General features: G+C 61.3%; 17 protein-coding genes. 3 read left to right on the forward strand and 14 right to left on the reverse strand.

Features of this window, described 5'->3' with window-relative positions:
- Positions 1-222: 222 nt before the first annotated feature.
- From GHN92_RS14060 to cbiE, 14 genes are all read right to left on the reverse strand, one after another.
- The gene (locus tag GHN92_RS14060) at positions 223-1,233 is read right to left on the reverse strand and encodes an iron ABC transporter permease (protein WP_095001008.1); all 1,011 of its coding nucleotides are present in this window, start codon (positions 1,231-1,233) and stop codon (positions 223-225) included.
- Complete coding sequence (locus GHN92_RS14065; RefSeq protein ID WP_095001009.1) at positions 1,230-2,180, reverse strand: ABC transporter substrate-binding protein; 951 nt, start codon at positions 2,178-2,180, stop codon at positions 1,230-1,232. Before GHN92_RS14065 ends, GHN92_RS14060 begins: the two co-directional genes overlap by 4 nt.
- Positions 2,177-2,965 (reverse strand): ABC transporter ATP-binding protein, encoded by a 789-nt coding sequence (locus GHN92_RS14070; protein WP_095001010.1) that lies wholly within the window; start codon positions 2,963-2,965, stop codon positions 2,177-2,179. The genes GHN92_RS14065 and GHN92_RS14070 overlap by 4 nt, the downstream gene beginning before the upstream one ends.
- Positions 2,966-3,048: 83 nt before the next feature.
- Entirely contained in the window at positions 3,049-5,175 is a 2,127-nt protein-coding gene (locus tag GHN92_RS14075) for a TonB-dependent siderophore receptor (protein WP_133144732.1), read from the reverse strand.
- 165 nt (positions 5,176-5,340) lie between these two features.
- Positions 5,341-6,717 carry a PepSY domain-containing protein gene (locus tag GHN92_RS14080; RefSeq protein ID WP_133144731.1) on the reverse strand — a complete coding sequence of 459 codons (1,377 nt, stop codon included), beginning with the start codon at positions 6,715-6,717 and terminating at the stop codon, positions 5,341-5,343.
- Positions 6,718-6,875: 158 nt separating this feature from the next.
- The gene (locus GHN92_RS14085; RefSeq protein WP_095017655.1) at positions 6,876-8,933 is read right to left on the reverse strand and encodes a TonB-dependent copper receptor; all 2,058 of its coding nucleotides are present in this window, start codon (positions 8,931-8,933) and stop codon (positions 6,876-6,878) included.
- 101 nt (positions 8,934-9,034) lie between these two features.
- Positions 9,035-9,400, reverse strand: coding sequence for a DUF2946 domain-containing protein (locus GHN92_RS14090; protein WP_095026294.1), 366 nt, complete (start codon positions 9,398-9,400; stop codon positions 9,035-9,037).
- Positions 9,401-9,448: 48 nt separating this feature from the next.
- The gene (locus GHN92_RS14095; protein WP_095001015.1) at positions 9,449-9,943 is read right to left on the reverse strand and encodes a copper chaperone PCu(A)C; all 495 of its coding nucleotides are present in this window, start codon (positions 9,941-9,943) and stop codon (positions 9,449-9,451) included.
- Positions 9,944-9,991: 48 nt separating this feature from the next.
- Complete coding sequence (locus tag GHN92_RS14100; RefSeq protein WP_095001016.1) at positions 9,992-10,390, reverse strand: DUF2946 domain-containing protein; 399 nt, start codon at positions 10,388-10,390, stop codon at positions 9,992-9,994.
- Between the two features lie 109 nt (positions 10,391-10,499).
- Positions 10,500-10,790, reverse strand: a complete 291-nt coding sequence (locus GHN92_RS14105) for an addiction module antidote protein (RefSeq protein ID WP_095024324.1) — start codon at positions 10,788-10,790, stop codon at positions 10,500-10,502.
- A gap of 3 nt (positions 10,791-10,793) precedes the next feature.
- On the reverse strand, positions 10,794-11,096 hold the full coding sequence (locus GHN92_RS14110) for a type II toxin-antitoxin system RelE/ParE family toxin (protein ID WP_095020804.1): 303 nt from the start codon (positions 11,094-11,096) through the stop codon (positions 10,794-10,796).
- Positions 11,097-11,145: 49 nt separating this feature from the next.
- Positions 11,146-11,874 carry a cobalt-precorrin-6A reductase gene (locus GHN92_RS14115; RefSeq protein WP_095025272.1) on the reverse strand — a complete coding sequence of 243 codons (729 nt, stop codon included), beginning with the start codon at positions 11,872-11,874 and terminating at the stop codon, positions 11,146-11,148.
- Complete coding sequence (locus tag GHN92_RS14120; RefSeq protein ID WP_133144730.1) at positions 11,871-12,968, reverse strand: cobalt-precorrin-5B (C(1))-methyltransferase; 1,098 nt, start codon at positions 12,966-12,968, stop codon at positions 11,871-11,873. The genes GHN92_RS14115 and GHN92_RS14120 overlap by 4 nt, the downstream gene beginning before the upstream one ends.
- Positions 12,961-14,172 (reverse strand): precorrin-6y C5,15-methyltransferase (decarboxylating) subunit CbiE, encoded by a 1,212-nt coding sequence (cbiE, locus tag GHN92_RS14125; protein ID WP_153380405.1) that lies wholly within the window; start codon positions 14,170-14,172, stop codon positions 12,961-12,963. Before cbiE ends, GHN92_RS14120 begins: the two co-directional genes overlap by 8 nt.
- Before the next feature lie 188 nt (positions 14,173-14,360).
- Here cbiE and GHN92_RS14130 point away from each other — a divergent pair, with 188 nt between their 5' ends.
- The 3 genes from GHN92_RS14130 (at position 14,361) to GHN92_RS14140 (ending at position 23,442) form a co-directional block, all read left to right on the forward strand.
- The gene (locus GHN92_RS14130; RefSeq protein WP_153380407.1) at positions 14,361-18,377 is read left to right on the forward strand and encodes a dermonecrotic toxin domain-containing protein; all 4,017 of its coding nucleotides are present in this window, start codon (positions 14,361-14,363) and stop codon (positions 18,375-18,377) included.
- Positions 18,367-19,581 carry a DUF6543 domain-containing protein gene (locus GHN92_RS14135; RefSeq protein ID WP_153380409.1) on the forward strand — a complete coding sequence of 405 codons (1,215 nt, stop codon included), beginning with the start codon at positions 18,367-18,369 and terminating at the stop codon, positions 19,579-19,581. Before GHN92_RS14130 ends, GHN92_RS14135 begins: the two co-directional genes overlap by 11 nt.
- A gap of 96 nt (positions 19,582-19,677) precedes the next feature.
- On the forward strand, positions 19,678-23,442 hold the full coding sequence (locus GHN92_RS14140) for a dermonecrotic toxin domain-containing protein (RefSeq protein ID WP_133144728.1): 3,765 nt from the start codon (positions 19,678-19,680) through the stop codon (positions 23,440-23,442).
- Positions 23,443-23,502 lie beyond the last annotated feature (60 nt).

Genomic DNA, 23,502 nt, shown 5'->3' on the forward strand with positions numbered 1-23,502 from the left:
TGCGATCTCCAGGTCTCTGATTTTTTAGTGATGAATTCAATGACTGGAGAGGTCTTTAGCAAAGGCTGTGCCTATACCTGAAAAGGGCTCTGGAACAGTATTTTGCGCGAAGAGTGGGCGCGACGACGCACCCGTTTGGTGCCGCCGGGAAGGGGTGGTGCGGGGTTGTGCTTCACCTTGGTGCTTTGCGGGTTTGACTCACTACCGCCCTGTCAGGCGGTGTTAGCGTTTGCGCATCAACCCGATAAAAAACAGCCCGCCAATCGCCGCCGTGGCCACGCCTATGGGCAGGTCTTCGGGGGCGATCAGGGTGCGTGCCGCCACGTCGACCCAGACCAGGAACACACTGCCCAGCAAGGCGGATACCGGCAGCAGACGTCGATGCTCCGCGCCCACCAGGCGGCGGGCGATATGCGGAATCATCAGCCCGACAAAACCAATGGAGCCACTGATGGCCACCAGCACGCCGGTCATCAGCGAGGCGATCAAAAATACTCGCAGGCGCACATTGCGCGCATTCAAGCCCAGGGTCACGGCGGTTTGTTCGCCGGCCATCAGGGCATTCAGCGGGCGTGCCATACCCAGCAGCAACACCAGCCCCAGCAGCACGCTGGCGCTGGGGATGGCCAGCAGCTCCCAGCGCGCCAGTCCCAGCCCGCCGAGCATCCAGAACAGCACCGCGGAACTGGCCCGGTGGTCGCCCAGAAACAGCAGGGTATTGGCCACGGCCATCATCACAAAGGATACGGCCACGCCGCACAGCAGCAAACGGTCGCTGTCGAGCCGGCCGTGTCGGCTGGCGATGGCCAGTACCAGAGCCATGCTCAACAGCGCCCCGATAAATGCGGCAATGGGCAGGGTCAGCAGCCCGACGATTTCGCCCACATGCAGCACCACAATCACCGCCCCCAGCGTGGCGCCGCTGGTCACACCCAGCAGGTGCGGGTCGGCCAGGGGGTTGCGGGTCACGGCCTGCAACACCGCGCCGATCAGTGCCAGCCCTGCGCCCACCAGCGCCCCCAGCAACATGCGCGGCACGCGGATCAGCCACACGATATGTTCCTGGCCCGCGCTCCAGTTAACGTCGCCGATGCCAAACAGCTTGTGCAGCAGAATCTGCCACACCACGTCCACTGGCACCCGCGCCGGGCCAAAACCCAGCGAAACCACACACGACACCAGCAGCAATGCGCCAAGACCAGTCAGCAACAGGGCGTAGCGGCTGGCCATCATTGCGGGTGAAAGCCTTTAGCCAGGGTTTCGATGGCGAGCACGTTGTCGATGCCCGGCGTGGCCTGCACATAAGGGATAACGATAAAGCGCTTGTTACGGATCGCGTCTACCGATTGCAGCGCCGGGTTGGTTTCCAGGAAGCGTTGTTTCTGCTCGGCGGTGACCTCGCTGTAATCAACGATCACGATGACTTCGGGGTTGCGCTCGACCACGGTTTCCCAATTGATACGGGTCCAGCTGGCGTCGATATCGCTGAGGATATCGTTGCCACCGGCGGCTTCGATCAATGCGTGGGGGATACCCAGTTTGCCCGAAGTCATGGCCCGGTCTTCACCGCTGTCATACAGGAAAACCCGGGGCTTCGAGGTGGGCAGGGTGTTTTGGACGTCTGCAATTTTTGCCTGCATCTGGGCGATCAACGCACTGGCGCGATCCTGCACGTCGAAGATCCTGCCCAGGTTGCGCAGGTCGTTATAGGTGTCTTCCATGCTGGCGGGCGGGCGCTTCATCACAAATGCGCAGGACTCGGTCAGCTCATACACATTGATGCCCAGCGGGGTCAGGGTTTGCGGCGTGAGGTCGCCGCCCACGCGCATGCCGTAGTCCCAGCCGGCGAAGAAGAAATCGACGTTGGCATTGAGCAGGGTTTCCACTGACGGGTATTTGCTCGCCAGTTCCGGCAGACCATCGAGGATCACTTTCATCTGCGGGGTCACGGCCTTCCACCCGCTGATCCCGCTGTAGCCGGCCATGTGTGGCTTGAGACCGAGGGCGAGCATCATCTGGGTCATGTTGATGTCATGGCTGACCGCGTGTTTGGGGGCCTGGTCGAAGGTCACGTCGCGATTGCAACTCTTGATAGTCAGCGGGTACTGCGTGGCCTCGGCAAAGGCCAGGGGCGAGGCGAGCACTGCGCCCAGGCAGAGGGCGAAACGAATCAGGTTCATGCGTGGGTTATCCAGGTTATGCGCGGGTAGCCGGACAGCGGATGGTCGTCGATCAGGGCCGCCACGCCAAACACGTCGCGCAACAGCTCCACAGTCAAGACTTCACGGGGCGTGCCGCTGGCGATGATCTTGCCGTGGTCAATGACGTACAGCCGGTCACAAAAGGCAGCGGCCAGATTGAGGTCGTGGATGCTGGCCAGGGTGCCGATGTTCAGGCGCTTGACCAGTTGCAGCAACTCCAGCTGATAGCGCGGGTCGAGGTGATTGGTGGGCTCGTCGAGGATCAGCAGTTCGGGTTGCTGGGTCAGGGCACGGGCCAGGATCACCCGTTGTTTTTCGCCGCCCGAGAGGGTAGCGAAAGCGTGGTCTTCAAAACCCTGCAGGCCGACGGATGCGAGGGCGTTTGTGGCCAGTTGGCGATCAGCTTGGGTGTCGCCATCGAACAGGCCTTTGTGCGGGGTACGGCCCATGGCGACCACTTCATCGACGGTCAGGCCGAAAGTGTCGGGGAATTCTTGCAACACCACGGCGATGCGTTGCGCGCACCAGCGGGGTGATTGCTGCCAGAGATTGTGGCGGTCGAGCTGGACAGTGCCCGATTGCGGCTTGCTGAAACGGTAGGCGCAGCGCAACAGGCTGGTCTTGCCGCTGCCGTTGGGCCCGATCAGCCCCACAAACTCACCCGCCGCGACATGCAGGTTGGCATCACGCAGCTGGAACTGGTGATGGCAATGGCCGTGGCCCAGAGGGCTCCAGGCGAGCTGGGTGAGGGTGAGGCGGGTCATAAAAGTCCGGTTGTTCTTTAAAGTCAAAAGCCCCTCACCCTAGCCCTCTCCCTCCGGGAGAGGGTTGGGGTGAGGGCCAGCGGTTAAAAGGTGTAATCAGCCGTCACGAAAAACGAACGCGGTTCGCCCATGATCCATTGCTGGCCGCCATTGTATTGGGTTACGGCGTACTGGCGGTCGAACAAATTGTTCAAACGCAAACCCAGGGTGGTTTTGGGCATCGCTTTCCAGCTCACGCTGGCGTCTACCACGGTGTAGCTCGGCAGCTCGACGTTGTTGGCCATGTCGGCATAACGCGAGTCGACATAGCGCACGCCGGCACCGGCACTTACATCATCGTTGATGGCCTTGCTCAACCACAGATTGGCGGTGCGACGGGGTACGTCGGTGGGACGGTTGCCTTTGCGCGATACGCCTTCATCGTCGAACTTGTCGTACTGCGCGCGCACCACCGAGGCGTTGGCTTGCAACGCCCAGCGCTGCGGCAGTTGCAGGTCAAGGCTGGCTTCCAGGCCGCTGGAGGACTGCTCGCCCACTTGCAGCGTATTGCCCGGGATATTCGGGTCGGAGGTCAGCAGGTCTTTTTTGACGATGTGATAGGCCGCCAGGGTCCATTCGCCGCGCTGATCCCAGAACATCTGCTTGAAGCCGATTTCGGTCTGGCGCGCATGGGCCAGTTCGAAGTTTTGCTGCTTCTCGCTCAGGCTGATCAAGCCGCCCACGCCATCAACGCTGGTGGCTTGCTGGGCATAGATCGACATGTCCGGGGTCAGTTCGTATACCAACCCGACTTTCCAGCTGTTGGCCGACAGGCTGCGGTCAGTTCGAGTGGCGTCGCCATTGACCGCGAAGTCATCGCGGTCCAGATGCACGATATCGCGGCGCACCCCGGTGACCAGCGACAGTTGATCGTTCAGCTCGGTGCGGTTTTCGGCGAACAGCGAAACCTGTTGCGTGGTGGTGGTGTATTGATCGCGGTACGGCGAGTCACTTTCAAATTCGCCACGATCCGGGTGGTACAGGTCAATCGGCTGACCGTTTTCATTCACGTCTTTATACGGCGAGTTGCTGTGCAGGTTGAAGTGGATGCGGTTGTAATCCGCGCCCACCAGGGTTCTGCTTTCAAGGCCGAACAGGTCGTGGTTGAGGGTGAAGGTCTGGCGGTCGCCGACCTGTTCCTGCTCGTGCTTGATGCTGAAGTAGCCCCTGCGCAGCAAGGTCTGCTGGCTTTCATTCCAGGCGTGGTTTTCGGCGTTCTGCCAGCGGCGTTGGGCCTTGAGGTAATACAGCTCGTTGTTGGCACTGAGGGCGTCGTTGATCTGCCATTCAGTATTGAGGCGCGTCCACTGGTCGTTGTAATGCAGTTTTGCATCGCGCACGTTGTAGTTCTTGTCCCGCAGGCTCTCGTGATACCGGCCATTGATCAGGGGTACGCCGAAATCGTTTTGCGGCTCCTGATCGCCATAGTCGTGGCTCAGGGTAAACGCCAGGTCATCGCTGGCCTGCCAGCGCAGAGCGGCGCTGACAAAGGTGTTTTCGGAGTCGCCGTGGTCGATCCAGCCATTGCTCTGGACGTGGTTGATATTCAACCGATAGCTCAGGGTATCGGTCAGCGAGCCGCCGCTGTCGAGTGCCTGCTGGCGGGTGTCGTACGAGCCGTAGCCCACACGGACATGGTTTTCTATGGCACCGGAGAAGGGTTTTTTCGGGATTACGTTAATCACTGCGCCGGTAGCGCCTTCGCCATACAGCACCGAGGCCGGGCCGCGCAGCACGTCGATGCGTTCCACCGACCAGTCGTCCACCGGGAAGGTCACGGTGCCCGCGCCGCTGTACATGCGTACGCCGTCATAGAGCTGCATCACCGAGCCTTCGCCGACAAAGCCCCGGGCCGAATAGGCGGAGCCGCCGTTGCCCGGTGTGCCGGTGTTGCTGATGCCGGTGGTGCGGGTCACGGCGTCCTGCACGCTGCGGTCGCCACGGGCGCGGATTTGCGCGCCGGTCAGGCTTTCAACGCTGGCAGGCGTTTCGAGGCCGGTAAGGTTCAGGCGTGAACCGGCGCTGGTGGCGGTCTTGAGGTCGATGCTTTCAATCTCGACTTCAGGCGCGGTAACGCTCGCGGCAGGCAGCATCAGAGAGGGGGCGGCGTCATCGGCCTGGGCGCTGTTCAGCGCCAGCAGGCAGAGACTGGACAAAAAGTACTTGTTCATCAGGGCAGTGAGTCGCTTATTTCAGAGGGTGTCCCCGCTGCCTCCTGGCGGCGGGTGATGGAGCTTAAATGGTTTTGTTATACAGTAACACTTATTTCGCGCATGATATTGGCGTGCCATTATAGGGGTGGCTCTGCAATGCGCCTCTCGGATGGTTCATGCTGGTTATGAAAGGCGCTCATCCGGCCGTAGTTTGCGCACCATCAGCCATAACCGGTCGAGCCCCCACACTGCGATCAACGAGGCGCCCACCAGCGGGAATACGATAGCCAGAGCGAGCATGATGGCAACGCCGGCCTTCCAGGTCGGCAGGTCGTGACGCAGCGGCGGAACCCCCAAACCGCCTTGCGGGCGACGCTTCCACCAGATCACCAGGCCGCTTACGGAACTGAGCAGGATCATCAGGCACACCAGCAGCATCACGATCTGGTTGAGCGGGCCGAACAGCTTGCCTTCGTGCAGCATCACGCCCATTTCGGTGGCGCGGGCGACATTGCTGTAATGCTGCCAACGCACGTCGGCCAGTACCGTGCCGGTGTATTGATCGACATGCAGGGTGGCGTCGTTACGCGGGTCGTCGGCGAATACGGCAATGGTGAATACGCCGGTGGCGGTGGTCGGCAGGGTGATGCTGTAGCCGGCCTCGACCTGGCGGGCCGTGGCGGTGTCGACCACCGCTTGCAGGGTGATGCCGGGGGCGGCGGGGCCTGAGGTGTGCGCGGCGTGGGCCATATGTTCGGCGTGGGCGCCGGAGACCGGCATCGGTGTGTTTTCCATTGCCCAGGGCACGGTCTGGCGATTGGCGGTATTGAGGCTGCGGGCCTCGATATCAGACTTCGGCACGTCGTTCCACATGGCTACCGGGAAACGGTTCCACAGGTCGGCATATTGCTTGCCCCAGAAGCCGGTCCAGGTCATGCCGCTGATCAACATGAACAGCAGCAAGGCGGCCCCCCAGAACCCTGTGACAACGTGAAGGTCGCGCCATAGCACGCGCCCGCGCCTGCTCAGGCGCGGCCATAGAATTCCGGCAGCCGATTGCCCCCGCGGCCACCACAGGAACAGGCCGGACACCACCAGCACCACGCCCCAGCCAGCGGCCAGTTCCACCAGCCGGTCGCCGAGGGTGCCGATCATCAATTCGCCGTGCAGGGCGCGCGCCACGGCTTGCAGGTTGAGCTTGGCATCCTGCTCGCCCAGCACCTGGCCGGTGTAGGGGTTGATAAACACATTGAGCTCGTGCCCGTCGTTGTGAACCACGAACTGGCCGCTGCGTTGCGGATTGATCGGCGGCAGGTACTGGCTGATATGGCCCTGTGGATAAGTGGCCTGCACACGGCTGAGTTGCTCATCGGCGCTGAGGCTGTGATGGGCCGGGGTGACGTTGAGCAGATGGTCGTACAGCAGTGGATCAAGCTGGGGTTTGAACAGGTAAATGATCCCGGTCAGGGCAAGCAGGATCATAAACGGGGCGACAAACAACCCGGCGTAGAAATGCCAGCGCCAGGCCAGGTTGTAGAAAGACGGTGTTGGTCGGCTCATGTGAGCGGCTCCGCAAGGTTGAAATTGTTGTCGTCAGCAAAGACCCTCACCCTAGCCCTCTCCCAGAGGGAGAGGGGACTGACCGCTGCGGGTTCAAGCACGGCGCAAATCAGCTCCCTCTCCCTCCGGAGAGGGTTGGGGTGAGGGCTAGCGGTTTGTCAGAAACTCACATCCACCTTGGTCCACAGCGTGCGGCCTGGTTCATTGATGGCGCGCGGGTCATTGGCCGGGTAGCCGTACCCGGCGTTGCCCGCCATGTTCAGGTGCTCGCTGTAGTTTTTGTCCAGCAGGTTGTCGACCCCGGCGCTGACCTTGAGGTTTTTGTTGATGCGGTATGCACCGTTCAACGAGAACACGCCAAAGCCGGCACTTTTGCCGAAATCCTTGCCGACCACATTGCCCGCGTTGCGGTCTATGCGGTCCTGGCGCGCCACGACGCGCCACAGGGCGCCGGCACTCCAGTCGTCCTCGCTGTAGGTCAGGCCCAGGCGGGTGTCCAGCGGCGGCATTTGCGGCAGGGCCTTGCCATCGCTGGTGTTCTTGCCCCAGGCGTAGGCCAGGGTGGCGTCGGCTTTCCAGTTTGACGTCAACTGATACGCCGCGCCCAACTCGCCGCCCATGACCCGGGCGTTGATGTTTTGCGCTTGGGATGAGCCCTTGGCATAGTCGAACAGGATGTAGTCGCGAATCTCGCCGGCGTACACCGAGGCCCAGGCCTCCAGGGTGTCGGTCTTGTATTGCAGGCCCGCATCGAGCTGCGTGGTTTTCTCGGGCTTGATGGCGTCGAATGCATTCACCGAACCGGTCGGGCCGGAGCTCGGCGAAAACAGCTCCCAGTAATCGGGGAAGCGCTGAGTGTGGCCCAGCCCGGCGTACAGGGTGGTCGGGCTGTCGCTCAGGTCATGCTCGTAACGCACAAAACCGCTGGGCAGGGTGTCGGCGCGGGTCTTGTCCAGGGTCGGGTTGGGCTTGCTCATCATCCCCGAGCCGAGTCGGGCGCGGTAATCCTTGGCGGATGCGCGGTCAAGACGAGCACCGGTAATCAGCCGGTCGCGCTCGGCGGCGTACCAGGTCAACTCGCCAAAGGCGCCGTAGTTGTGGAAATCGGCGTCCTTGCTCCAGTTCTGGTCCTTGTAGGTATCGATGCCCATGCCCATGCGTTTGCGGTGTTCGTTGGTCTGCGCATCGATGCCGCTGATCAACTGGTAATCGGCCCAACGCCAGGTGGCCTTGATCCGCGCACCGAGGGTGCGGCGGTCGACGTTGGACGCCATCGGCCCGGCCATCATGCCGGTGCCCGACGGGGTACGCAGTGTGTAGTTGTCCATCACATGGTCGGCGTAGTTGTAGTAGACCTGGGCTTCGATCTTGTCGAGAACGTCGCCGATATTGGACTTTTCAAAACGCAGTCCCAGGCTTTCGCGCTTGTACTGGCTGCCGTCCATGCCGCGTCCGGCCGAGCGCGCTTCACCGTCGCCCTTGCCGGCGGTGAGTTCCAGCAGGGTGTCGGCGTCCGGGGTCCAGCCCAGGGCAATGTCGCCGTTCCATTTGTCGTAACGCGACGGCACGGTGTCGCCGTTGCCGTCCTTGTAGTCATCGGCATGGGCGGTGTTGCCGATGACCCGCACATAGCCCAGCGGGCCACCGGCGGCGGCATCGATGGTTTTGTCGAAACGGCCGTTGGAACCCGCCAGCAGGCTGGCATTGACCCGTGTGCCCAGTTCGCCGAAGTGCTCGGGCTCGCGTTCGAAGAGGATGGTGCCCGCCGAGGCGCCCGGGCCCCAGAGCACGGTTTGCGGGCCTTTGATCACCGTGAGCTGGTCGTAGGTTTCCGGCGAGATGTAGGAGGTGGGTGCGTCCATGCGCCCGGGACAGGCGCCGAGCATCATGCCGCCGTTGGTAAGGATATTCAGGCGCGAGCCGAACATGCCGCGCAGCACCGGGTCGCCGTTGGTGCCGCCATTGCGGATCAGGGCGAAGCCGGGGATGGTCTTGAGGTAGTCGCCGCCGTCACTGGCAGGCACGGGCTGGCGCGGGTCCTTGGGGTTGGTGACGATGGTCAGCGGTGAGCTGGGGGCGATGGCGGTGATCACCAGCGGGCTCAGCTCATTGCTGTGCCCGGCATGTTCGTCGGCCACAGCGGTGGTTGCCAGAATCGCACAGCACAGGGTGCTGAGGGTAAAGGGCAAACGGGAGGCAGCAGTAAAGCGGGACATAGACATTCCAATAGTCAGACGAATACAACTCGGCCACGCACCTGCGACTGTCTGAAACAGTGCATGCAGGTCGGCCAGATGATGTGTTGTGGTGTCGGTAGCTAAAGGAATACGGGAGGCGCGCGGGAGCGGGAGCCGGGGAAGACCGGTTGCCGGGCATGGCCCAGGCGGGGATTGGCGGCCAGGTAACTGCGGGGTTCTGGTGAGTTATAGAGGGTCAGGCCCGGGGTGCCGGGCAAGGCCGGGCAACTGAACAGCAGTGTGCAGTAGCCGCACTTTTCCCAGATGGCATGGTGGTCGGCTGAAGGCTGTTCATGTTCGGCATGCGCAGACATGCCCATGCCCATATCCATCGACATGGGCATGGAGGCGTGATGATCCATCGGCATCGCCTGGGAAATCAGCGGGCCGATAAAAATCATCAACATGGCAAACAGGCTCAGCCAACTGCCGCGAATGTGCGACATGGAGTGCCTGGCGCGAGGTTCGCGCACGGGGATCAGCAACCTTGGCCGTTAGTGGGCGTGCATGTGTTCCATGCTGTCTTCAGGTGCCTGCTTCTGCACATTGACCTCAACCGGCACGGCGCCGGCTTTTTCAAAATGCAGGGTCAGCGGGAAGTGCTTGCCGTCCTGCAGCAGGCTGCGGTCCTTGAGACCGAACATCATCACGTGGTACGCCATGGGCGCAAAGGTGGCGGTGCCGCCGGGCGGCACTTCGACGCTGGCCACGGGCAGCATCTTCATCAAGTCGCCTTCCATGATGTGCTGGTGCAGTTCGGCCTTATCGGCAATCGGCGTGTCGACACTGACCAGCCGATCGGCCGTGCTGCCGGTGTTGTGAATGATGAAATACGCGGCCACGGTGGGCGCATTGGGCGGCAGCTCCTGGGACCACGGGTGGGCGATTTCGAGGTCGCCGCTTTTGTATTCGTGGGCGTTGGCAAAACAGGCAGGCAGCAACACAGCCGCCGCAATCACGACGTGCTTGAACAGGGAAAGGTTCAACATGGCAATTCTCCGGAACGATTCAAAACGCAAAGGGGTTGCGAGGAAGAATCAGACCAGGGGCGATGCGCGGGGGTTGAGGCTCGGCCATTGCTGTCGCGGGGTGGGGCGCTTGAGGTGATCCGGGACCAGGCTGTGGCCCCGCTCGATGGCGGCAAAGTAGAGCTTGGGAATATGCGCGGGCAGCGCCACCACCGGCGCGGCGCCCGAGCAGCACCAGCAATGCTGCATGGTGGAATGATCGTCATGCTGGTTGTCGGCGGGCTCGAACGTGCCCAACGATACGGCGACCATCTTGGTGCCGGTGGAGGAGCAGAAGCTGCTCCACATGAACTGCTCGGTGGGCCCTCGCTCAACGGATTGGGTCGCTCCGGCCATCGACATGGCGAGCATGTTGAACAGCACTGCAAAGCAGGCGATCCAGGCAAATGCAAACCGTTGTCGGGACATGACGAATTCCGTGAGTGGAGCGATCAAGGGGCTATTTAGCCTGAATGCTCGGCGTAAGTAAAAAGTGCGGGTGTGGCGAAGTGTCGCGATCGGCCAGTACGCGCAAATTTCAGGCTGCTGTGGCATGCAGCTTGAGCCCCAGCGCCTTCATCACTTTGATGATAGTCGCGAACTCGGGGTTGCCCTTGCTGCCCAGGGCCTTGTACAGGCTTTCACGGCCCAGCCCGGCTTCGCGGGCGATTTGAGTCATGCCTTGGGCGCGGGCGATATCGTTGAGCGCCGCTCGGATCAGACTGCCGTCGCCGGGGTCCTCTTCGAAACAGGCGTCCAGGTAAGCCGCCATATCCTCCGGGGACTTCAGGTAGTCAACGGTATCGAAACGGGTAAGTTGCTCGGTCATGCGTCAGTCCTCATTACCCAGTGTGTGTGCCATTTGTTTTGCGCGTTTTATATCTCGTGTCTGGGTGGTTTTATCGCCGCCAACAAGCAGCAGGTAGAACACTTCGCCTTTGCGGGTGTAATAGACTCGATAACCGGGCCCGCAGTGAATCCGCATTTCGTAAACACCGCCACCGACGCACTCGCAGTCGGCGAAGTGACCCAAACCGGCTGCTTTCAGGCGAGCAAGAATGCGGGCTTGCCCGGTTTTGTCTTTAAGTGCGCCCAACCATTTGGCGAATTCGCGTGTTTGTTCGAAAGTGATCATGGGGCATGATCGTATTCTGAAGGATACACCATCGCCAGCTTTTACACATTCACAAATAATTCCCCTGCGCCAACCCTTCCATCAGCTCCTCGACCGTCCGGAACTCCCGATCCACCTGCGCCAGCGTCGGCCGCTTGAGGATCAACACCGGCACTGCGCGCTCGCGGGCAACTTGCAGCTTGGGTTCGGTGGCGCTGCTGCCGCTGTTTTTGCTGATCAATACGTCGATGCGCCGTTGTGCAAACAACAGGCGTTCGTCATCGATGAGGAACGGCCCGCGTGCGCCAATCACGTCGCAGCGTGCAGTGCCGGGGTAAGCGTCGAGGGCGCGCAGGGTCCAGAACTGCTCTGGCGGAATTTCGTGCAGGTGCTCCAGCGGCTCACGGCCCAAGGTGAACAAGGGGCGCTGGAAGGTGGCGAGCGCTTCCACCAGTTCGCTCCAATCTGCCACTTCACGCCAGTCATCGCCCGTCTGCGCCACCCAGGCCTGGCGGCGCAGCGCCCAGCACGGGATGCCACTGGCAGCAGCAGCGAGGGCCGCGTTATGGCTGATTTTCGCCGCGTAGGGGTGGGTGGCGTCCAGCAGCATGTCGATGCGCTGTTCGCGGATGTACTGCGCCAAACCTTCAGCGCCGCCATATCCGCCCACCCGTACCTCGCAGGTCAGGTCCGTCGGCACCCGGCCAACCCCGGCCAGGCTGTAGACATGCTGCGGGCCCAGGGTACGGGCAATGGCCAGCGCCTCGGTGACGCCGCCCAATAACAAAATACGTTTCATGCAAAGGCTCCGGCGTGACCGACAATCCCGCCCTGGCGGTCGATGGCAAACACTTCGACCTGTACCTGGGCCGGCACCACGCTGCGGGCAAAGTCCAGAGCGTGCTGGCACACCACATCGCCCAACGCGATACCGGCCGCACTGGCCATCGCCAGGGCTTGCTGGCTGGTGTTGGCCTGGCGGATGGCCTCCTGGAGTGGATGGTCGGCCCCGATATCCGCTGCCCATTGGGCCAGTTGCGGCAGGTCGATGCTGGAATGGCGACTGTGCAGGTCCATATGCCCGGCGGCCAGTTTGCTGATCTTGCCGAAACCGCCGCAAATGCTCAGTTTATCCACAGGCACTTTGCGCAGATGCTTGAGCACTGCGCCGACAAAGTCGCCCATTTCGATCAGGGCGATTTCCGGCAAGTTGTAGACCCGGCGCATGGTGTCTTCGCTGGCATTGCCGGTGCAGGCGGCAATATGCAGGTAACCGTTGGTCTTGGCGACGTCTATGCCCTGGTGGATAGAGGCGATATAAGCCGCGCAGGAAAACGGCCGCACGATGCCGCTGGTGCCCAGGATCGACAGCCCGCCGAGAATCCCCAGGCGCGGGTTCATGGTTTTCAGGGCCAGGGCTTCGCCGTCCTGTACGTTGACAGTCACTTCAAAGCCACCGCCGTAACCCAGTTCGGTTGCCAGTTGCTGCAGGTGCTCGGTGATCATTTTGCGTGGCACCGGGTTGATCGCCGGCTCGCCTACGTTCAATACCAGACCCGGGCGGGTTACGGTGCCGACACCTTGCCCGGCAACAAAGCCAATACCCGGTTCAGGTCGCAAGCGCACCCGTGAATAGAGCAGTGCGCCGTGGGTCACGTCGGGATCGTCGCCGGCGTCCTTGATGGTGCCCGCTTCGGCGCCGTCTTCCCACAGACGGCAGAACTCCAGGCGCATTTGCACCTGTTTACCCTTGGGCAAAGTGATTTGCACGGCGTCGTTACACACGCCGCCCAGCAGCAGGCGGGCAGCGGCCAGGCTGGTGGCGGTGGCGCAGCTGCCGGTGGTCAGGCCGCTGCGCAGGGGGGCGGGTTGTTCGGCAGTTTCGTCACGCATCGAGAGGCTTGGTCATGTCCAGAAGGGTAATCGGCAACGCCTGACGCCAGGTGTCGAATTCACCCAGGGGCTGGGCCTGGGCAATATGGATGCGGGTCAGTTCGCCGCCGTGGCGCTCGCGCCAGCTCATCAGCAGCATTTCGCTTTGCAGGGTGACGGCATTGGCCACCAGCCGCCCGCCGGGCTTGAGTCGCTGCCAGCAGGTGTCGAGCACGCCTTCGCGGGTTACGCCGCCACCGATAAAAATCGCGTCCGGGGGCTCCAGACCGTCAAGAGCCTGGGGTGCCTTGCCGCGAATCAGTTGCAGGCCGGGCACACCAAGGGTATCGCGGTTACGTTCGATCAGTTGCTGGCGGCCTTCGTCGGCTTCAATCGCCAAGGTGCGGCAACTCGGCCAGGTACGCATCCACTCGATGCCGATCGAACCGCTGCCCGCGCCTACGTCCCACAGCAATTGGCCTGGCAGTGGCGCGAGGCGGGCGAGGGTTACGGCGCGCACATCGCGCTTGGTCAACTGGCCATCATGCTCGAACGCGCTGTCGGGCAGCCCACCGATACGTGACAGCGGCCGGGCGCTGGCGTCGGCCAGGCAATCGATGGCGACCAGGTTAAGCGCCGCGACGGGCGGGTCACTCCAGTCGCAGGCGCGGGTGTCGATCCTGCGTTCAGCCTGGCCGCCCAGGTGTTCCAGCACCGTCATGCGGCTGGGACCAAATCCCTGCGCGCTCAGCAGACGGGCGATGATGGACGGGCTGCTGCCATCGTTGCTCAGTACCAGCAGACGTACACCGCTGTGCAGGTGGGCATTGAGGGCGACGACGGGGCGTGCCACTACCGACAGCGTGACTACGTCCTGCAGGGCCCAGCCCATGCGTGCTGCGGCCAGGGAAAAGGACGATGGCGCTGGCAGCACCTGCATTTCATCCCGCGCTACCCGTCGCGCCAGGCTGGCGCCGACACCAAACAGCATGGGGTCGCCGCTGGCCAGTACGCAGGTCGGCGTGTTGCGCAGGGCCAGCACTGGGGCCAGTGAAAACGGGCTCGGCCAGGTCTGGCGCTCGGAGCGAATGCAGGCGGGCAGCAGGTCGAGCTGGCGCTGGCTGCCGATTACGCGGGTCGCGCCCAACAAGGCGCGGCGCGCATTTTTGCCCAGCCCGGCAAAACCGTCCTCACCGATTCCCACAACTGTTAGCCAGGGCGACATGCCGATCCTCTTGATAAACGCCGGGTTGTTCCTCCGCTACCGGGCGAAGGCCCTGCGGATACAGGTGCGCATGATAACGCGCCTTGCCCTGCACCAGAGTTCATCTTTACAGGTGGTAGCCGGTTAATGCCGTTGTACCGGAGATTCGGGCCAAGATTTGCCTTCCGTGGGTTCTGAGGCAGTCGCCAGTGACAGATGATCAGCTTGAGCCGGATGACTGGCTCGCCGCCATGCAAACAGGGTATCTGGACAACCTGGCGCGGCTCGATGCCGCGGGGCAACTCACGGCGCAAGAGTTTATCTGTCTGCAGCAGGTCATTGCGGTGCAACCGCAGCATGTCTATGCCCTTGAGCTTGGCGCGGACAACGGCCCGGCCGCCGATCTTGCCGGCCATTTCATCGTAACCCGGGCAGACAGCAACCCGCCGGGCGCATTCCTGTATTCCCCTCTCGGTGGATTGGAGCGCATCGCCAATTCAACCGCGCTGCGCACAACCCTCAAGCGGCGTCTGGCCGACCCGCTGGTACGTGACACCTTGCTGCGCTTTATGCCGATCGAGGTGCGTGAAGACCTGAAAAAACTGCGCTCCCTGAGGATCAGGCGGTGCTTGATTGAGGGTCGGGTATTTGAGCATCGCACACGCTCGTTGCAGGATCTGCGTTTGCACAACCTTGAGTTGTTGAGGGCGCGCCTGCTCGATCTTCCGTCCCTGCGCGGGGTGCTCAATGCACAGCTCACGCTGGCCCTGGAGCACGAGTTCCAGGGGTTGGGCCTGTCTGCTCAGACGCTGCAGGTCAACAGCTATGCGATGGCGACGGCTGGCAGCCAGCCACCGTTGTCGAGCATGAGCCTTCTGGATCTGGCACTGGCGTACCTGGGCAAAGGCGAGTGGCCGGGTAATCACATCCGCGAGTATCTGAGCCCGACCGTAGCCTTCGATGCAGCTCAAGCACGATCACCCACGCTGGATGTGCGCATGTACCAGTTGGTCAGGGAAATTGTCGGGGGCATTCAGGCCGTGATGCAGCAGCAACTCGAAGCCTGGTGGTATCTGGACATAAAAGGGTTGAGCCTGAGGGTGCTGGCTGTTCAGTTTATGGGCGACCGGTTTTTCAATGGGTTGTTACAGGCTCGTCACGAGGGGCGGATTGATCCCGTGCAGTTCGATGCACTGCTGGCTGTGGGGCGCTCGCGCCTGAATGATGATCGATATGCCCATGGGCAATGGCGGCCCGCCCGGCTGTCATTGCTGGGGCAGGGGGGCGCCAGGGTAGAACTGGCCGGGCTGTTCAGTGTGTCTGTACCGGTCTCCACTCCCGAGCTGTTTTTGTTCAGCGAACAGGCTGCACTTGAGCGCTTTGACAATGACGAGACGCTCAAGGGTCAGGTGCTCGCACGGCTCAAGGAGCCCCGCGACAGAGACAACCTGCTCGGTCATGTGTCACGGGATCAGCGGCCGGTATTGCGCCTTATGCTTGACCCGGTCCTGAGTGTCGAGACCATCGAGGGTGATCTGTTCGAAAACCGTGTGCGCTCCATCATCGACAAGCAGGCGCGGGATTTTACCTTTCTGCTCGGTGCCATACGTGGCAAGGACTGTAATGTGAATGCCGTGGTGGATCACGGGCTGGATGTGCGTGCGCTGCTCGACCCACGCTTGACGGAGCCCAACCAGCAAGGGCGCTGGAGTACCCGGCTGGCGCTTGATGGCCCGGCGACAGCTGCGGCTACGGCAGGTGACAGCGCTACGTTACCTTTGATCCAAAGCAAACTGCAGGTGCTCAACGGGCAGGTAGCCCTGATGCTGCTGGGCCGGCCCGAGCTCAGGGGCTTTGCCCACCGACGGCTCAAGCAGCATCTGGCGTCGCCTGGTTTGAGCCATTTGATCCCCGGGGATCTGGTGCTGCGTATTTATGGCACCGCGGCTTTGCGCAAGCAGTTGGAGCCGTTGCGGGTTATCCCGCTGGTCGATGCGTTGCTGGATCGGGTCACAGGCTGGAGTCCGCTCCCGGTCGATGGCGCGCGAATACGTCTTGGCGTGCAAAAAAACAGCCCGGACATCAAGCCGATCCATTACCCCGATGGCGCAGCCGTCCTGGCCTTGCTCGACCGCGCTTCTGTGGGCCTCGTTGCGCAATTCATGCAGCAACTGCACGGTTTTTACTATATGGGGATGGCCGCATTGGCGGGTTCGACCGTGATTAGCCGACTGGCCCGGTTCCGGGGCTCGGCGCTGCGTTACGAGGCATTCGTCAGGCAGATGGACGGACGCCTGGACAGTAACGGGAGTGCCATTGTCAGGGCTGTGCTGGAGCATTCGACTTACCTTGCACGACGGGCGCTCAACGGGTTTATCCCCGATGTCTGCGAGCTGGCGTTAACCCTGCCCGGCAGACGCCCAAGCATCACGCTGCGCAACTGCCTTGTGATGACCGGGCGCGGTGGCACTGACAGCGTCAACTCCGGGCAAGCCGTCTTGTGGACGGCAGCCTGGAGCCTGGAATGTTTCGATTCACTGGCATCATGCCTTGAGACCTTGCAGGCCCGCTTGCGGGATCGTGTTGAACAATGGCATCTGTTGCGCTGTATCAGCTTGCGTGAGCGCGAAAGGGTGCAGGCCGCCGTTGATGTGAAATGGACTGCCAGCGTGATCGACACCGACTGGCTTGAAGCCTGCCAGCGCCGGGAGACAGAAAAACACCTCAGTGATATCGGCTTCCTGCTGGAGCGAGGTGTGGTGCAGCAGGTGTCGGCACCGGAACTGGTCAACCAGGTGGATTGCTACTGGTCGGAGCAGGCGCAGTTCAATGTTGACGCAACGCTCGCCGCCGCCCGCCAATGGCAGTTCCGTGAGGGTTTGCCTGACTGGCTCAAGCACGCGGCGACCAGTGACCAGCAAGCCTACGGTCGGATCCTGCTGCGAATTCAACAGGCCGGGAGCGAGGGGTATTCGCAAGACGTGCCCGAGCTGCTCGACTATGCCCGCGAGCGGTTGTTGGCACGCTTGAAGGCTGACTTTCCGGGCGTGGCAATTGACCCGGACAAGGTCGAAATCAGCGTGGTGCAATACAGCGGACCGGCTGGCGGAGAGATCGCCGGAGGCGCAGCAGTCTCCAGGCTGAGGCGATCGCTGACGTATTTTGCCCTGAGTCATTTTTTCAATGTGCACTCTGGCGTGCGCAGCTATCGCTCACTGGGCGAAGAACCTTTGCCTGCGGGGCTGGATGACCACTATGTGAGTGAGCTGGTGCGTTCGCTGGATCTTGGCGAAAGCTATCAGGCCCTGCTGGTCGAAAAACTCACCCCGGGCCATGAGGGTGCTGCACGGCGTCAGGGCTTGTTCTGTCAGCAGCTGCCTGCGCAGGTGCTCGAATACGCGCTGCAAGCCCGAATCAAGGGCGCATTGAGCCAGACGGCCCATGATTTCGTTGAGCATGTACTGAACAGCCCGGACGCCAAAGCCCGCGAACGCTTCAAGGGCATCGAGCTGGTTGTGCGGCCACTGGCTTTTCGCGCCGTAACCGGTCGTCATCCCGACCGGGCGCAGGGCATGTACCTGATTGGTCCGGCTGCTCTGGATAGCGGGCCGCAGGTGTTGTATGTGCTCTACGGCAAGGGGCCTGCGCTTCGAGAGTACAGCAGCCAGTCCGATTTTCTGCATCGGTTGCACGGTTCTGGAGCCTTGCAGGACGAGGTGCTGGAGCGGCTGGAACCCCGGGTTCGTAAAATTTATGAATATGGGGGATTTCGCGAGCCGCATATCGGCTATGTCGATCCGACCTTGAGCTCGCCGCAGGTGGCCAATCCTCCCGCCAGCCTCGATCCCGGCCAGTTGACCGGTAACTGCCTGAACAGGTTGTACGTCGATACCCTCAATGTGCGGCTGGCCCTGGCTCGTACCCAGGCCCGCAGCGCAGCGCAGGCGGACTGGGCTTCCCTTGTGTATCTGCTGTCGCTGCTGGCGGACACTGCTTTGCTGATTCTGCCGGGCAAGCTGAGTGTGCCCTTGATGATCTGGCAGGCCCAGACCAGTGCACAGTCAGCTGTTCAGGCCGTGGCAGATGATCGCTGGGGGCAGGCTGTGTTTGATTTTGCCACGGCGTTGTTGATGATCGCGGGTAGCCATGGCGCACTGAGGCGCACAACCGGGGAACCTCACGTCGTTGCTGCCTTCGAGGCCCCCTTTGGAGACCATGACCCGTGAGCAGCAGGCCAGCTTGCGGCCCTATGCGGCCAATCATGTGTCGTTGGATAGTCTGCATGAAGACACTGGCTCCGGGTTGTTTACTGACCCCGAGTCAGGCCACCGCTTTATCGTTCTGGACGGGCAGGTGTTTCAAGTCGCAGCCTGGCAGGATCGATGGCGTATTCATATTGGTGAAGACCGCGATGGCCCTCTGGTCAAACGCAGCCCCCATCAGCGCTGGGTACTCGATCTCAAGGAACCGTTGCCAGGCGGTGGTCAGGCACTGGGCACGCGGTCGGGTACATCGGGGAGCGTTTCGTTTGGCCGGGAGCACACAGTTACGGTCCTGGGCATGCCTGCCATCGAACGTCTGCAGCCACGCAAGGCCCAGGTGATTCGGGAGGCGCACGAACAGGCTATTCGCTATCTGACTGATTGCAGGGCGCATCTGCAATCAGTCGGCTCCGCCAGCCAGCTGAATGCCCAGACCCGGCGCTTTCTTGCCAGGGTGTTCAGTGTGAGCCAAGTCGACGACCCCTTGCTCGACAAGCTCAAACGCATCGTCGACAAACTGCTGACGGCCCTGCAATCCACCGAGTTTTCACCACAGCACTCCAGCCGCTACGGCTTGTACTCACCGCCCAACCCGCGAGAAGTGGCGCGAGTTTCTTCGCTGGGCAGCGTGATCAAACGCAAGACCGTGCTTTTTTCTCAGGGTTACTTCGCCTCGGCCGACGAGATTTTCAGCCTGTCAGTGATGGGGGTGGACGGCCGCGAGTTCGACCGGGTCAAGCATTCGACGGCCACCATTCTGCTCCATGAATTCAGCCACCTGGTCATGGGCACCATTGATATCAATTATCTGGGTGTAAGCCATCCCTTCGAAGAGTTGCTGGTTCCCGAGCGTGACTGGGATGGTCAGATACGTACGCTTAAAAGGCAGATGCAGGATCACCGTTATCGTCAACTGACCACCGAAATTCGCAAGGCAGATCTTTTCAAGGAGAAGTACAGCAACCGGCGCAGTTACCTGCCCCTCCCTTTCAAGCTGGCACACAGCTTGATCCACAAGACTCGCAGCAAAAACATCGAAGAGGTGCGTGACCGGTTTTTCAGTGACCCGGTGTTTCGCGAGAGGGTGATCCTGATGAATGCCGACTCTCAGACGTTGTTGATTACCTGGCTCGGGTACTTCAAACCGGCAACTGTCGCTGTCGTTTGATCCCCCGGAAAGTGCCCGGGTATCTATGTAGTGCCGTTGTCGTCCGGGGGCGCGATAGCGTGTTGTGCATTGTCCGCAAGCGAAGAGAGATCACCCATGAAGGCAATCACTTCCACATTTAATTCCGGCTCTGCATCGAACGAAACCTTCAATGTCCGCCCGATGGCTGCTGGCAACGGCGGGCAGGCCGAGGGGCTGGTGATGCAGTTAATGAACATCGCTTCCCAGGTTGATGAATTGTTGCGGCCATGGCCTGCACCGTTTTCGTATGCGTATTCAAGGCTGGTGAAAGCGCTGGCCCGCGCGGGGCATGACGTGCTGGAGCTCGACCGTATGCGGTTACGGGTCGCTGGCTTGCGTGAGCCGGTGTCGCTGATGGAAGCATTGTTGCAACAGGTCACCGGACTACAGCCGCTGCCGCGTGATCCCGAAAGAATAGAGGCGGGCCTGCACTTGCTGGATACCCCGGATCTCAATCCACCCAAGCCACTTTCAGGCAGTGAACTAATCAACGTCATGGATCAGGCCGCAGCGGGGTTTTTCCAGGGGTATGTCAATCAGCTCCGTGCGTTTTTCTATACCCCGGCCCCACCGCCGAGGGCCGATACGTTGATCGACAGGCTGTGTACCCTGAGGTTGGCGATGCTACGGGCCGAATTGCAGCTGATGCAATCGGGCAACCGGCTTTCAGCGGCGGACCTGGCGGTGCTGGGCGCGGTGCTGAGCCAGCCGGTGAGCGCCCGGCGTCGAGCATTGGCAGGGTTTGTTCCCGATGTGTTTGCCATTGCACTATCAATCAATGGCGCACAGGCCGGGCTGGATATCGTCAACTGTCTGTTGTTCACCGAGCGCGGTGGTCAGCAGCCTGCAACTGCCGGCCGGGCCATATTCTGGAGCCCGGGTTCGGGGTTCGAAGGCTTTGCGTCGGTGGGCGAGTGCACCACCCAACTGCAAGCTCGCCTGGCGGACAAGGCACGGCGCTGGGAACTGCTGAGCCATGTCAGCACGGGCACGCAGCCGCAGGTTACGGCCTGGCTGGACAGCACCGCTAACGGGAAAATTGGCGGGCTTCAATTCGAACGTGTTGAACACGACTTTGTCCGAGAGACCCAGCTACGGGCTATTGCCAAGGTGCTGGCGGACGCCGGCTTTGCCTGCCGTACGGCTCAAGCCATCCCCTTGTCGGCGCAAGCCTTTGAAAATCTTATCCACAGTGAACTGGTACAAGGTCGGGCAGGGCTGGTGTTGGAGCCTGTGGTTGAAATGGCGCGCCTGCAAGCGTTTGAGGCGGCAATACCGCAGTGGTTGAAAAACGCCTCGAAGGCAGACAAGTTGGCTTATGCCGGGTTGTTGCAGCGCTATCCAGGGGCAGGGCAGGAACAGCAAAACTACCTGCATGATATCCCGCCGCTTGCCGAGTACGCCCGCGCGTTACTGAAACTGCGTCTGGAGCTCGACTTCGCGGGGCAGGCGCCAGACCCGGATGCGATCGAGGTGGTGATCGACACCTATGTGCCTTCCCCGGTACCGGTTGGTAGCACGCCCTCTTTTTTGCCAGCGGCGACGACGCGCACTGTTCAGACCCTCACGCAATTTTCGCTTAACGGTTTTTACCGGCTCAATGCAGGCGCGATTTCCCTGCGAGCCCCTAATGGCAGTGCGTTGCCGACGGCCTTGAATGCGACGTATGTAAAACGACTGACCCGACAACTGGAAATCGGCGCGCATTACCGTGCTTTGTTGCAAGACAAGCTGGCGCCCGGAAAACCGGGGGTGACCTTGCGCCAACAACAATTCTCCGAGCAGCTCTCGCTGCAGGTGATGGAACAGGCCCTGCGGGAAAAACTGATCGACCCTGGCCAGGAGATGGCGTATCGGTACATACAGCAGGTCATCAACATGCCAGATGGAGCGGCCCGCCTGACGTTGGACAGAATGCCGATCATCGTCCGGCCATTTGAGCTGGTAGCCGAGCCCGAAGCCGATCCTGATCGGGCCAGGGGGCTCTACATCATTGGGCCTGTGGAGTCAGGCGCCGGGCCGCAGATCCTGTGGGTCAACTACAGCGAGCGCTTTACATTCAAAGCGTACAACAACGAAGCCGCCTTGCTCGACGACCTGCGTATCAACACGGACCTGCAGGCGCTGGTGCTCCAGCGTCTTGAGCCCGAGGCCCGTAAAACCTACAACTATGGCGGTTTTGTGGAGCCCCATATCCCGCAGTATGTGGACGCGTCCCTCGGCAGTTTCATGCTCAGGCCGGCCCCCCCGACCCTGGCGCCAAGGCCCATCGCGGGCAATCTGTTTGAACAGTTGTATGTCGACAACTACCACCTGTTGCTGGACATGGCCGCCGCCCAGTCGAAGACCTCCGCCGAAGCCGACTGGGAGTCATTCAAATACCTGTTTTCGTTGATTGCATCGACTGCGTTGATGTTTTTGCCTGCCAGGCTGAGTATTTCCATGGTGGTCTGGCAAACGGCGGGTTTTGTGCAGCAGGGTTTCGAGGCCGCGCAAAAAGGCGAGTGGGGTGAAGCCGTGGCTGATTTTGCCTCGTCGCTGGCACAGATAGGCAGTGGTTATCTGACACTGCGCCAACTGAAAACAGTGACTCCGACAGTCTTGCGTCAGCCGCAGTCCGAAGTGGCGGTGCACCTCACGCCTGAGCAGGAGATCGGCTTGCAACCCTTTCAGGCCAATGATGTGGCCTTGCTGGAGCTCAAGCAGGACAGCCTGACCCGGTTGTACCGTCACCCGGGCACAGGTCTTCACTATGTGCTGCTGGGCGGGCATGTTTTTCAGGTGCAGGCCTGGCGCGAGCGCTGGCGCATTTTTATCGGAGAAGGCCGCGAAGGGCCGCTGGTAAAAATCAACGAACGTGAGCATTGGGAGCTTGATCTCAAGGAACCGCTACTGGGGGGCGGCCCTGTGCTGTCGACCACGGCTTCGATATCCGACCGCCTGACCCATGAGATGCAGGCCATCGGCATGGCCAGCATTGAGCGGCGTTTTCCTGACAAGGCACAGGCCATTCGCGAGGCCCATGCCCAGGCCGTCACCTACCTGCAGCGCAGTCAAAGCGCCCTGCACACCTTGCTCGAACCGGGGACGCAGAATGCCCGGAACCGAGCGTTGATACAGACGTTCTTTGATGTGGAACACGTTGATCAGCCGTTGCTTGACCGACTCAATGAAACGGTCGGGCCCCTGCTTGCGAGGTTTTTGCATCCCGATCTGTCGCCGCTGACTTCCAGTAAATACGTGGTCTGCCGCTCCCGGTTCAACGACAAGGCCGTCGCCTGGATACACCGCTGGGATTTGCACAAGCGCCTGTACTTGAGTGAGCATTTTTTCAGCACTCTATTTGAAACACCCTACGCCTTGAGCCAGGCGTTTGTGAAAGCCACCCAGCCACCTTTCAGGACCAACGTGCATTATCGGGCGGCCTTTATGCTGCATGAGATCAGCCATCAGGCGCTTGATACCGAGGACATCAACTATCTGAATCCCGGCTTTCCTTACGAGGACCTGCTGGATGAATCAACCCCCCTGGGCAGCCAGATCAAGTCGTTTAACCAGATCGTCCAGAGTTGCCATTCACCCTATATCTCGACCGAGCACCTGTTTCAGCAATTTGATCCTGAAGAGCGCACCTGGGCGGATATACCCGCTAACCCGGGCAAGGCCAAAATCAAGGCGCTTAGCGGTGTCAGGACCCTTGAGCAAGCGCGGCCGATCTTTAAACACGATGCTCGTAAACGCATTGACCTCATGCTGGCCAATGCCGATTCCGTGGTGTTGTTGATCACCCGTCTGGGCCGGGATCATCCACAACTGCCCGAGGTTAATACACGGGAGTAGTCATTCCGTCCGGCAGGCTTTTCATGCACTCGCCCAAAGCAGGCATAATGCGCGACCTGC

This window comes from Pseudomonas sp. FSL R10-2964, assembly GCF_009600035.1.
Lineage (GTDB): Bacteria > Pseudomonadota > Gammaproteobacteria > Pseudomonadales > Pseudomonadaceae > Aquipseudomonas > Aquipseudomonas bubulae.

Excerpts from the sequence above, each read along its gene's own strand:
- GHN92_RS14060 (WP_095001008.1), bottom strand. The coding sequence starts at position 1,233 with ATGATGGCCAGCCGCTACGCCCTGTTGCTGACTGGTCTTGGCGCATTG.
- GHN92_RS14065 (WP_095001009.1), bottom strand. The coding sequence starts at position 2,180 with ATGAACCTGATTCGTTTCGCCCTCTGCCTGGGCGCAGTGCTCGCCTCG.
- GHN92_RS14070 (WP_095001010.1), bottom strand. The coding sequence starts at position 2,965 with ATGACCCGCCTCACCCTCACCCAGCTCGCCTGGAGCCCTCTGGGCCAC.
- GHN92_RS14075 (WP_133144732.1), bottom strand. The coding sequence starts at position 5,175 with ATGAACAAGTACTTTTTGTCCAGTCTCTGCCTGCTGGCGCTGAACAGC.
- GHN92_RS14080 (WP_133144731.1), bottom strand. The coding sequence starts at position 6,717 with ATGAGCCGACCAACACCGTCTTTCTACAACCTGGCCTGGCGCTGGCAT.
- GHN92_RS14085 (WP_095017655.1), bottom strand. The coding sequence starts at position 8,933 with ATGTCCCGCTTTACTGCTGCCTCCCGTTTGCCCTTTACCCTCAGCACC.
- GHN92_RS14090 (WP_095026294.1), bottom strand. The coding sequence starts at position 9,400 with ATGTCGCACATTCGCGGCAGTTGGCTGAGCCTGTTTGCCATGTTGATG.
- GHN92_RS14095 (WP_095001015.1), bottom strand. The coding sequence starts at position 9,943 with ATGTTGAACCTTTCCCTGTTCAAGCACGTCGTGATTGCGGCGGCTGTG.
- GHN92_RS14100 (WP_095001016.1), bottom strand. The coding sequence starts at position 10,390 with ATGTCCCGACAACGGTTTGCATTTGCCTGGATCGCCTGCTTTGCAGTG.
- GHN92_RS14105 (WP_095024324.1), bottom strand. The coding sequence starts at position 10,790 with ATGACCGAGCAACTTACCCGTTTCGATACCGTTGACTACCTGAAGTCC.
- GHN92_RS14110 (WP_095020804.1), bottom strand. The coding sequence starts at position 11,096 with ATGATCACTTTCGAACAAACACGCGAATTCGCCAAATGGTTGGGCGCA.
- GHN92_RS14115 (WP_095025272.1), bottom strand. The coding sequence starts at position 11,874 with ATGAAACGTATTTTGTTATTGGGCGGCGTCACCGAGGCGCTGGCCATT.
- GHN92_RS14120 (WP_133144730.1), bottom strand. The coding sequence starts at position 12,968 with ATGCGTGACGAAACTGCCGAACAACCCGCCCCCCTGCGCAGCGGCCTG.
- cbiE (WP_153380405.1), bottom strand. The coding sequence starts at position 14,172 with ATGTCGCCCTGGCTAACAGTTGTGGGAATCGGTGAGGACGGTTTTGCC.
- GHN92_RS14135 (WP_153380409.1), top strand. The coding sequence starts at position 18,367 with ATGACCCGTGAGCAGCAGGCCAGCTTGCGGCCCTATGCGGCCAATCAT.
- GHN92_RS14140 (WP_133144728.1), top strand. The coding sequence starts at position 19,678 with ATGAAGGCAATCACTTCCACATTTAATTCCGGCTCTGCATCGAACGAA.